At 68.2% G+C, this 10,664-nt stretch carries 10 protein-coding genes; 6 read left to right on the top strand and 4 right to left on the bottom strand.

Translation table 11 applies throughout. The features are described 5' to 3' along the window. Positions 1-453 precede the first annotated feature (453 nt). The 5 genes from pqqA to pqqB all read left to right on the top strand — a co-directional run bounded on the left by pqqA (position 454) and on the right by pqqB (position 3,534). Positions 454-549 carry a pyrroloquinoline quinone precursor peptide PqqA gene (pqqA, locus tag D0D37_RS32160; protein WP_116204359.1) on the top strand — a complete coding sequence of 32 codons (96 nt, stop codon included), beginning with the start codon at positions 454-456 and terminating at the stop codon, positions 547-549. Positions 550-628: 79 nt separating this feature from the next. After that, on the top strand, positions 629-1,327 hold the full coding sequence (gene pqqC / locus D0D37_RS32155) for a pyrroloquinoline-quinone synthase PqqC (protein ID WP_116204358.1): 699 nt from the start codon (positions 629-631) through the stop codon (positions 1,325-1,327). Between the two features lie 4 nt (positions 1,328-1,331). Continuing rightward, positions 1,332-1,604: a pyrroloquinoline quinone biosynthesis peptide chaperone PqqD gene (gene pqqD / locus D0D37_RS32150; RefSeq protein WP_116204357.1), complete on the top strand. Its 273-nt coding sequence runs from the start codon at positions 1,332-1,334 to the stop codon at positions 1,602-1,604. After that, positions 1,595-2,668, top strand: coding sequence for a pyrroloquinoline quinone biosynthesis protein PqqE (pqqE, locus tag D0D37_RS32145; protein WP_116204356.1), 1,074 nt, complete (start codon positions 1,595-1,597; stop codon positions 2,666-2,668). Before pqqD ends, pqqE begins: the two co-directional genes overlap by 10 nt. Then, a complete protein-coding gene (gene pqqB, locus D0D37_RS32140) occupies positions 2,665-3,534 on the top strand; it encodes a pyrroloquinoline quinone biosynthesis protein PqqB (protein ID WP_116204355.1) in 870 nt (289 codons plus the stop codon). Before pqqE ends, pqqB begins: the two co-directional genes overlap by 4 nt. 762 nt (positions 3,535-4,296) lie before the next feature. Here the strand turns inward: pqqB and D0D37_RS32135 are convergent. The 4 genes from D0D37_RS32135 to D0D37_RS32120 all read right to left on the bottom strand — a co-directional run bounded on the left by D0D37_RS32135 (position 4,297) and on the right by D0D37_RS32120 (position 9,206). Beyond that, a complete protein-coding gene (locus D0D37_RS32135) occupies positions 4,297-4,893 on the bottom strand; it encodes a DUF6461 domain-containing protein (protein ID WP_162834571.1) in 597 nt (198 codons plus the stop codon). A gap of 92 nt (positions 4,894-4,985) precedes the next feature. Then, positions 4,986-7,010, bottom strand: a complete 2,025-nt coding sequence (locus D0D37_RS32130) for a hypothetical protein (protein ID WP_116204353.1) — start codon at positions 7,008-7,010, stop codon at positions 4,986-4,988. 37 nt (positions 7,011-7,047) lie between these two features. Next, a complete protein-coding gene (locus D0D37_RS32125; protein WP_116204352.1) occupies positions 7,048-8,289 on the bottom strand; it encodes an ATP-grasp domain-containing protein in 1,242 nt (413 codons plus the stop codon). 158 nt (positions 8,290-8,447) lie between these two features. After that, positions 8,448-9,206 (bottom strand): nucleotidyltransferase domain-containing protein, encoded by a 759-nt coding sequence (locus tag D0D37_RS32120; RefSeq protein ID WP_116204351.1) that lies wholly within the window; start codon positions 9,204-9,206, stop codon positions 8,448-8,450. A gap of 74 nt (positions 9,207-9,280) precedes the next feature. On the opposite strand from D0D37_RS32120, the gene D0D37_RS32115 reads away from it, so the two are divergent. Continuing rightward, positions 9,281-10,651 (top strand): PI-PLC domain-containing protein, encoded by a 1,371-nt coding sequence (locus tag D0D37_RS32115; protein WP_116204350.1) that lies wholly within the window; start codon positions 9,281-9,283, stop codon positions 10,649-10,651. Positions 10,652-10,664: the final 13 nt, after the last annotated feature.

Below are 10,664 nucleotides of genomic sequence, written 5' to 3'. Positions count from 1 at the left end.
GGTGTGCTCGGTGCGTTCGGACTGACCGGTACCGCCGGGGCTGCCCCGGCGGTACCGGTCAGTCCGAACGCACCGAGCACACCACTGCCCGCGACGGCAACGCCGCCGGACAGGAAACGCCTGCGATTCACCTGGGTCACGTCGCTCCCGAAGCCTCTCACTGACAACGTTGTCAACCGCGCTTGAACCCTATTATTCGGTTGCCCGCGGGTCGGATGTCAAGCGACCTCAGGAGGTTTCGCGTGCGCGCGGGGAATCTGTCGGGCGGACAAGGGACCGCGACGCCCCAGAGTGACCGCTCGCTGCGCCATCGGAAGGAATATTTACAAAGCCGGCGGGAAATCGGCCCGCGCCCCTGGCGACCGGCCGCCTTGCGCTTTTAGGGTGACGGCGTTCGCGGCGGGACGCCTGCCCCGCTCACCGGTGCACCACCGAAGGAAAGCGAGTTTCCTCATGCCTGAAACCGCCGAAATGTGGACCGCGCCCGACTTCGTCGAGTACGAAACCCCGATGGAGGTCACCGCGTACGCGGCCCGCCGGGAGGAGTGACCCGCCGGACGGGGCCGATTCGCTCGCGGTCCCGTCCTTCCGGAAAACCGTACCGCTCAGTGAATCCCGGAGTACGCGAATGTCCACTGTGCACCCGATGACCCCGGCGGAATTCACCGGTGCCCTGCGCGGCCTCGCCCATCGCTACTGGGGCAGCCACCCGTTCCACCAGCGGATGCACGCCGGCGAACTGACCCAGCACGAACTGAAATTGTGGGCCGCGAATCGCTGGTACTACCAATGCCAGCTGCCGCAGAAAGACGCGGCCATCATCAGCAATTGCCCCGTCCCGGGAATCCGCCGGATCTGGCTCGACCGGATCGTTTACCACGACGGCGCTGTCGAAGGCGAGGGCGGAGCCGAACGATGGCTGCGGTTGTGCGCCGCAGTCGGCCTCGGCCGCGCCGAGGTTCTCGATGAACGGCACGTCGCTCCGGGCGTCCGGTTCGCCGTCGACGCCTATGTCACCTTCGCGCGCACCAAACCCTGGGTCGAAGCCGTCGCCTCCGGTCTGACCGAGATGTTCGCCGGGCACCTGATGCAGCAGCGCGTGGCCGACGTCCTGGCGAACTATTCGTGGATCTCCCGGGCCGATCTGGCGTATTTCACGAACCGGATCGACAAGGTCTCCGGCGAGGGCAAGGACACTTTGGACATTGTCGTGCAGCACTGCGCCACCCGCGAACAGCAAGAGAAAGCGGTTGCCGCGTTGTCGTTCAAGTGCGACGTCCTGTGGTCGATGCTCGACGCCATCGAACGCGCCGCGGCCAAGGAGTGAGCCGATGGACACCATCACCACCGCGTCGGTGCCGAAACTGCGCCTCGGCGTGCGTCTGACGTTCGATCACGTGCGCGGCGTGCACGTGCTGTTGTTCCCGGAAGGCGTGCTCGTGCCGAACTCCACCGCCACCGCGGTCCTGGAACTTTGCGACGGCACCACGTCGGTCTCCGGCATCGTCACTCTGTTGAGCAGTCGATACCAAGGCGTCCAGGAGAGCGACGTCCTGGCCGTGCTGACCCGGTTCGGACAACGGCGGGTGATCGAATGGACGTGACCGCACCGCTAGGGCTGCTCGCCGAGCTGACGCACCGATGCCCCTTGCACTGCTCGTACTGCTCGAATCCCCTGGAACTCGTGACCCGTGCCGCGGAAATGTCCGCTGAGGACTGGACGGACGCGTTTTCCCAGGCCCGTGAACTGGGTGTGCTGCAGGTCCATCTCTCCGGCGGGGAACCGCTGGCGCGCCCGGATCTTCCGCAGCTGGTCACCCATGCGAGCGGCCTCGGCTGCTACGTCAACCTTGTCACCTCCGGCCTCGGCCTGACCGAGCCACGGCTGAACGATCTGGTGGAGCGAGGCCTCGCCCACGTCCAACTGTCCGCGCAAGCCGCGACCCCAGAGCGCGCGAACCTGCTCGCCGGAGCGAAAGCGTTCGACCGCAAGCTGGCCGCCGCCGAGCTGGTGAAAGCGGCAGGGTTGCCGCTGACCGTCAACGTGGTACTGCACCGGCAAAACCACGACCAGCTAGCCGAGATCATCGCCCTCGCCGAGTCGATGGGCGCGGACCGCCTCGAACTGGCGAACACCCAGTACTACGGCTGGGCCTTGCGCAACCGCGCCGCGCTGATGCCCACCCGCACGCAGCTCGCTGCCGCCGAACCCGTCGTCCGCTCAGCTGTCGAGCGCCTCCGCGGCACGATGGAGATCATCTACGTCGTCGCCGACTACTACGAGCCGTTCCCGAAACCGTGCATGCACGGCTGGGGCGCGCGACAACTGACGATCGCCCCCGACGGCACCGTGCTGCCCTGCCCCGCCGCGAGCGCGATCACCACGCTAACTCTCGACAACGTCCGAGACACCGCGTTGGCCGACATCTGGTACCGCTCGGAGTCCTTCAACGCCTACCGCGGCGAGGAGTGGATGAGCGACCCGTGCCGCACCTGCGACCGCCGCACCACCGACTTCGGCGGCTGCCGCTGCCAAGCGTTCCAACTCACCGGCGACGCGGCCAACACCGATCCCGTCTGCTCCCGCTCCCCGAACCGCGGCACAGTCCACCTGATCCTTACTGAACCGTCCACTTCGGACCTGGTCATGCGTGGTCCAGCCCGGTGAAAGTCATCCTCCTAGGCACCGCAGCCGGCGGTGGGTGTCCACAATGGAACTGCGCCTGCGCCCAATGCACCTCCGATTCTCCCCCGCGTACGCAGGACAGCGTCGCGTTCAGCACGGACGGCCGCACCTGGCACCTGCTCAACGCCTCGCCGGACGTCCGCGCCCAAATCCTGACTACGCCAGCTCTCCGTGCCGGACCAGGCCCGCGCGAGACACCGCTGCGCACGGTCCTGCTGACCGACGCAGAACTAGACCACACCCTCGGCCTGCTGATGCTCCGCGAGGCAACCGACCTGACCGTCCACGCTCCCGCCGCCGCGCTGCACGCACTGACCGACCATTTCCCGGCGCGCACCATCATCGGCGAGTACCACAGCTGGAACTGGCTGCCCGCCACCGAAACCACCATCGACGGCTTGCAGATCACCTCCCTCCCGATCAGCGACAAACAACCGAAATACGCCCGCGCTTCCACCCACCCCGGCCCGTGGGTCGTCGCCTACCGCATCCACGACCCGACGACCGGCGGCACGCTCGTCTACGCCCCTTGCCTGCGCACCTGGCCGCCCGGCTTCGACGCGTTCACCGACGACGCGAGCCTCGTCCTGCTCGACGGCACCTTCTACCGCAGCACCGAATTCACGACCGCGACTGACCATGCCAACCCAGCCGCCCAGCACGCGATGGGCCACGTGCCGATCACCACGACACTGCCGCTGATCGCGAACCGCCCGGGTTCCACGAGGTGGGCTTACACCCACCTGAACAACACGAACCCAGTCGTCGACCCGGCCGGTCCGGAGCACGCCGCAGTTCTCGCCGCGGGAGCGGAATTGCCGCCGGACGGAACCGAATTCACGCTGTAAGCCGCAAGACCGGGCGGATCTCCTCGACCAGGTCCCGGCAAGCGCACACCGGAACCACACGCCGTCGACCCGACTGGCCCGGAAAGCACCTCCATTCTCACTACAGAGCTGAACTGCTGTCGGACAGAACCGCGTTCGCCCTCTGCGGCATGACCAGACGGATTTCTCGGCGGGGTCTCGCAGCTGCGCATCGCGAACCAACCAGTCACCACCCCGGTCAGCTCGGAACACGCCGCCCTCCAGGCCGGACTCACACAGAGACCAGCCAACTCGGCCCAGCGAGTCGCCGCGGGACAACCGTGCGCGTCCGAGCCGATCCGACCACCCGGGCGCCTCCGGTTCGGACTTCCTCGACAAGGCTCCAGCACGGATGCACCGCGAACCAACCAGTCATCGACCCGGCCGGTCCGAAACGCGTCCCTGGACGACCGTGCGCGCCCGAGCCGATCGACCACCCGGGCACTTCCGGCTCGGACTTCCTCGACAAGGCTCCAGCACGGATGCACCGCGAACCAACCAGTCATCGACCCGGCTGGCCCGAAACGCGTCCCAGTTCTCGCCGCGCACGGAACTCCCGCCTGACGAAACCCGCGCTCACACCGCAAGCCCCACCACCAGGCGGACTTCCCAAAGAAGTCTCAGCAGGCGCACAGCGGCGACAAGCCAACCGGCTCAGCGACCGCGAACAAGGCCGCCACGTCTCCAGAACACGCCGTCCGAATCACCCCAGGAATCGTCCGCGCAAACCGGCCGAGGCACCGGCTAGGTCCGGATATCCCCCACCAGCAACGATTCCTCCAGCATCTCCGACGTGAACACCACCCCAGTCACCTCGGCCGCCACCGCGAACGCCGCCGCGATCGGGTTGGGCGGCCGTTCGTCCCCCTCCGGGTCCAACCCGGCCGCGCGGAGCAAAGGCGTCAACCGCTCCGGTTCGCTCCCGTACCGCAGGCTCGGCAGCCGCGGCGCGAAGCCCGTGACCACCGCGCCGTCGACCGCGTAAACGAAGCGCGCCTCGGCGTAATCATGCCGGTTGACCGATACGACCTCGCTCGATTTCGACAGCCCGGCAACGACTTCCGGCAAGTTCCCCTGCCATCCCCACGGTTCGACCGCCACGCTCCACCCGCCGGACTGCACCACACCGACGTACCCGCCGCCGTTCCCGCCTTGAGTCTGCTCGACGTACTCCGCGACCAGGCCGTTCAGCTGCTCGAACGACATCTGCTCGCCGTCGGCGGCGCCGAACCGCCGCACCACCTCGGGCGGATCAAGCCCGTGCACGAACGAAACGCAGAAGATGTCGTGCAGCGGCCTGTAACTCTCCAGCCAGGCCAACTCGGTCAGTAAATCCGTCATCACGCCTCCAAGATCGACTAAGGCCATGATGACAGGCACCACCGACAAAAACCGGAGCCGGAGCTTCACAAGTCCATTGTGGACACAGCGAGTCAGCTCTGCGGAGGCGCCGCTTGCAGAGTCCCGGCAGGCAACCGATCCGCTCCCCAGCTCCGTTCGAGGTAACCGATGATCCGCGCGACATCCTCGGCGGGCACCTTCTCCGGCTCTCCATGCTCGCGAGGGTCGACATGGAAGATGTACAGCCGGGACGCGAACTGGTCGAACGGCAGCGACGCCTCGCCGAACCGCTCTCCGTTGCCCGCCGTCGAGACCACGACGCCGTCGCCCCAGTCCTGGCCGCTGTCGTTGTTCGGGTTGTAGAAGTACACCCGCATGACGTCCTCGGGATCCGGGGCTGTGCGCAGGATCGTGATGGCGTGCCAGCCGACGTAGCGGGCCGCGCTGTCGGTGACCGCGACCCCGGCCGGCTGCGGGTGGATCAGCGGCTGTTCGCCGTTGTAGGTCGGGTGGTAGCTCGCGTGGAACTGGCGCAGGAAATCGTCGAGGTCGACGAGTTTGCCGGTGGCGACGTCGACGTTGATCCGGAACCCCCGCGACGCCCACCAGCCGTGGAACTCGGGGTTGACCCAGCGGTGCGGGTCTCCGGGACGGTCGGCGCAGCGGCGGCCCATCTCGGCGTAGATCCGGTCCAGGTGCGGCACGACGAGCGACGACACCGGGTCCAGGTCGGCGGGCAGTTCCGCGGACAGCCCGGCCCCGCTTTCCCGCGACGAGACCGGCTGTCCTTCGAAGTGCATGACGACCTCGTCGTCGCGCGCCGCCCAGACCACGACCTGCAGCAGGTAGTCCGGGTCGTTGTAGGCCCACATCGACAGCGCCCGCGCCGACTGGCAGGTCGGGTTGTCGCCCTGCCCGACGCCGAGGGGCTGGCCCAGCATCGACAGCACGCCCGCGAGCAGCCGCGCTTCGGGCCTCGGCTGGTCGCCGAACACGAGCGTCAGCCGCTCCCGCGCGGCGGTGGACAGCTCGAGCGCCAGCTGCCGCCACAGCGCGGGCACGACCGGCGGTTCGTAGAGGATGCCGCGGTCGAGCAGCAGCGCGAGCCCGTAGACGCACTGCGCGGTCTGCGTGTGCACGGCTTCTTCGACCAGCCGGTGGACCAGGTCGTGGTAGCGCAGCAGGCAGTTGCGGCCCACGTCGGACAGGCCGAGCGCCTCGCCGAGAAGGTAGTCGCTTTCGTGCGCCAGGTACCGCAGCAGCTCGGCGTGGTACGGCGACACCAGGCCGGTGTCGTGCATGGCCCGGGCGAACCCGGCCGCCTCGTACTGCAGGGCCGCCGCGTCCATCGCCTCGAGCCGGGACCGGAAGACCTCGACGCCCGGGTCCTCCCGGCAGGCCTCGGTGGTCCCGAACAGGCTGGTGATGAGCCGGTCGAGCCCCTGCACCGACGAACCGCCCAGGTCGACGTCCGGGTCGCCGCGGTAGATCGAGATCCGGGTGATCAGCGATTTGACCTGGTCGACCTGGATCGGGCGCTGGCGCAGGATCCGCCAGATCTCCTCGACCACCCTGTCCAGGATGCTGTCGTAGCCGATCTGGTCGGCGAGATACCGCAGCAGGTCCCGGATCAGCTGCGCGGTCCGGCCCTGCCTCGTCCGCTCGGCCTCGCTGGGCGGGGTGAACAGCAGCTCCAGGTTCGCCCCGAGCACCTGCGACAGGAAGACGCGCGCGTCCTCGGCCGACAGGGTCGGATGCTCGTAGTCGCCGCACGCGACCGCGAGCATCCGCAGCTCGCTGGTCGCCTCGATGACCACGGTGTCGGAGTTCCCGCTGTGCAGGCCGGGGCCGACCAGCGCGGGGATGAGGATCTCCGGGGTGTCCCAGTCGGTGTCCTGGAAGACCCCGGCCTCCTCCAGCGCCCGCGCCCGGGCCCGGACCGCGGCGGCGCCGTCCGGCTGGAGCAGCACCCGCCGCAGCGCCTCCAGCACCCGCCGCAGCTTCGTGTGCTTGCCGAAGTCGCGGGCCTCGGCCATGGCCCGGACGGCATCGTCTAGCGAGGCCACGCGTTTGGCCAGCGTCGTGGTCGCGCCGGTGACGTCGGCGTTCGGCTCCAAGTGCGTCCTTCGGTCGGGGTGGCGGACTCGTCCTGGGTCAGACGTAGAAGTCCAGTTCTTCCTGTTCCTTCAGCAGGTCGCGCATCCGGTACGCGTCGTCTCCGAAGAAGTACAGCAGACCCCAGTGCGTGCCGAACGCGGTCCTCTTCGTAACGGTCTCTTCCAGCGGCGCCGTCAGGTCGTGCGACTCGTAGTAGTCGTCGTCCTCGGTCTGCTGCGGGATCCGCAGCTCGCTGACCACGCGGCGGCGCGGGTAGACGCCGAAGCAGCCGGCGACGCCGGTCGCGTCGACCACCTCCCGCGGGAAGAAGGCGTCGATCTCCTCCTCGGTCGTCTTCGGGTCGAAGGACAGGACCAGCGCCTGGTAGGCGTTGAACCCGTAGGCCCGTTCGAGCAGTTCGAAGACCTTGAAGCCCGGCGGCCGGTAGGCGACCTCGCCGAAGTACATCTCGCCGTCGCTGGTGACGAAGTACTCCGGGTGCACGAAGCCGAACTCGATGTCGAAGGTCTTGACGAGCTTCTCGATCTGGGCGGTGATCTGCGGCCGGTATCTCTCCAGCTCCGGGGTCGCCGGGACGAACACCGAGTACCCGAGCGTGACGTACTCCGAGATGTTCAGGAACTTGACCTTGCCGTTGTGGATCCACGCCTCGACGGCGAATTCCCAGCCGTCGAGATGCGACTCCATCAGGACCGGGAACTCCTCGTCCGGGATCGAGTCGATCTCGTCCGGGGTGCGGATGACGCGGTGCCCGAGGCAGCCCGCCTTGTCGAACGCCTTGAGATGGATGGGGTCGTTCGGGTCGCCGTCGAGCTTGAGCAGCGTCTGGTTGACCCGCTTGAGGAACCGGACCACGTCGTCGCGGGCGTGCGCCTCCTCGAAGATCCCCACCCGGATGCCGCCGAGCTGCGCGCGCCGCTTCATCAGCGCCTTGTCCCGCAGCAGCATGGCCTGCCCGAACAGGCGCGGGTTGTCCATCAGCACGGAGTTGATCGCCCCGGCCCATTCGACGGTCTCCTCGAACAGCGGGATGGCGACGTCGACGCCCTCCTCGTGCAGGATCTCGGCGATCTCCATCGACCGGTCGTTGAGCCGCTCGAAATTCCACGACACGTACGGGATGTCGTGCTCGACGCAGTACTTCTCCGCCCAATCCGGGGCGACCACGACGTAGCGCCGGTCGAACCGGTCGAGCGCTTCGACCGCGTTGAGCGACCAGCCGAGCAGCGCTACGTATCCCTTGTCCGGATCCTTCGCGACCGGCTCGGACTCCTGCATAGGGCGTTCCTCCGTTCAGCACGCGCGACCCGCCACGGCGCGGCGGCCACAGCCGTGCCGAAGTCATATACCCGAAACCGGCGGAATGAAACGGATCCGTGCCGCCCGGCGAGGCTGCGCGTGCGGAAGCTGTTGCGCCATCAGGGATTTTCTTCGGACTACGCGACTCCGCCCGCCTGACCGAGCAGCGCGCAAGCCGTCGCGAACGCGCCCGCCAGGTCGTGTCCCATCCCCGCCACCACGTCGTCCAGTCCGCGCAACCCGGCCCGTTCCAGCAAGGTTTTCTCGTTCGTCACCCACTCCCCTCGCGCGGCCAGCACCGCGTGCCCGGCCTGCATCGCCGCCACCCCCACCGAAGCCGCAGTTTCGACTACCCGGCCGTGCTGCACATACGCCGTCTTCGCGTACTCCAACGTCCGCGCCGCCGAAGCGCGCCAGAACTTGGGGGCGTTCTCCCGCAACAGTTCCGGAAACTCCGGCCGCGGCAGCTCCCCGCGCAGAACCCGGTTCAGCGCCAGTTCCGCGACCAGCAGATAGGTCGGGATCCCGGCCAGGTGGAACGCCAGCGGCTCCCAGCGGACCCGGCCCTTCTCCGCCTCCGCGAGTTCGTGCTCGACCACGTCCAGGTCCCGGTAGTGCACGTCCACCGGCCGCCCCAGCACGGTCAGCCACGCGCCGCCGTTGAACACGCCGCCGCCCCATTCGCCCAGGCCGGACACCTCGCCGGGCAGGCCGAGCGCGCGCAGGTCGTCCGGGTCGAACGCGCCGCGGTAGTACAGCGCGCAATCCCAGTCGCTGTCCGGGCGATGCGTCCCGCGCGCCCGCGAACCGCCCAGCGCCACCGCCTCGACTCCGGGCAAACCGGACAGCAGCTCGGCCACGTGGTCGGCGAAGGTTTCCTCGTCGTTTTCCTGCATCAGGAGAACATGCCATGAATCTCTGCCAAGATCGCCAGTATTTCGCCGGTTGTCCAGCCGACCTGGGGGTCTGAATGCACCGTTTCCGCACGATCGCGCTCACTGCCGCGGCTGTCACCGCGCTCGGGGTCGCACCCGCGAGCGCCGCGCAGCCCTTCTCCGACACGATCTTCGCCGCCACGCACAACAGCTACTCCGGCAATGTGGACGGTGCGAAGGGAGCCATCTCCTATCAGCTCGACCAAGGCGTCCGGTTCATCGAATTCGACGTCCACGACAACGGTTACGCCACCCGCCACGACTACGGCATCGGCCACAGCTCGCCAGGCGACCTCGTCGACCACGCGGGCAACCCGGCGTCCGACAGCCTCCGAGACTGGCTCGCCGTGGTGAACACCTGGTCCGCCGCGCACCCGGACGCCGCGCCGATCGTCGTCATGCTCGACCTGAAGGACGACCTCACCGACAACGACTCGTTCGCCGCCGGAAACCTCGGCGCGGTCAATGCCGAACTGAGTGCCGCGTTCGGGCCGCGACTGCTCTCCCCCGCCGCATACCACACCGGCGCGACCACGGATTCCTTGCGCGGCAAGGTTCTCCCGCTGCTGTCGGGCGACGGCGGCACGCGCGCCGCGTATCGCCGGGATGTCGGATACCACCCGGCGGTCGCGGTCAACAGCCGCGGCCAGGTCGTGGAGGTGCACGACTCGGGCGGCGGCGCGCTCTGGTACTGGACCGGGCAACTAGGCGCCGACGGACGCGTCGCCTGGCAGCGCCACGGCCGTTACGACAGCGGCCAGACGCCCGCGATCGCCCTCGACGACTCCGGCCGGATCGTCGAGGTGCACCAGTCGCAGAGCGCCAGCACGCTCTGGTACCACACCGGACAGCTCGGCGCGGACGGCGAAATCGCCTGGTCGGCAAGCCATCAGTACGACAACGGCGTGCTGCCGACGGTCGCGTTCACCGGCTCCGGGCTCCGCGAGATCCACCGCAGCCAGACGAGCAACCAGAACTGGCAGTGGCGCGGCACTCTTTCCGGCGACACGGTGACCTGGACCGGCAACGCGAAAACGGCCGATCCTCGTTACGACAAGGCAAACGCGGGGCGAATCTCTGTCACCACCGGCGCCGACGGTTCCACGCCTGCGCAGACTTTGCGCTACTCCACCGATCTCGTCACCGGCGGCCGGGTGCAGTACCAGCAGGTCGCGTTCGACGAATACCAGCAAGGCGATCCGGCGGAACTCCAGGACGGGCTGTTCTACGGGGCCCCGGCGAAGGAATCGGCTTTTCTGGTCGCTGCGCGCAAGAGCGGCCACGTGGTCCGCGGCTGGGACTTCGACAACGCGGGCCTCGCCACCGATCCGCTGGTCAACTACCCGGCGACCAACCACCCGTACGACGACTGGTACCGGCAGCTCACCAAGGACGCCGCCCGGTAGAGAAGGGCTGCTT

This window comes from Amycolatopsis circi, from assembly GCF_003385235.1.
Classification (GTDB): Bacteria; Actinomycetota; Actinomycetes; order Mycobacteriales; family Pseudonocardiaceae; genus Amycolatopsis; species Amycolatopsis circi.
The sequence above is the reverse complement of the archived record's forward strand: the minus strand, read 5'-3'. Positions and strand labels throughout refer to the sequence as shown.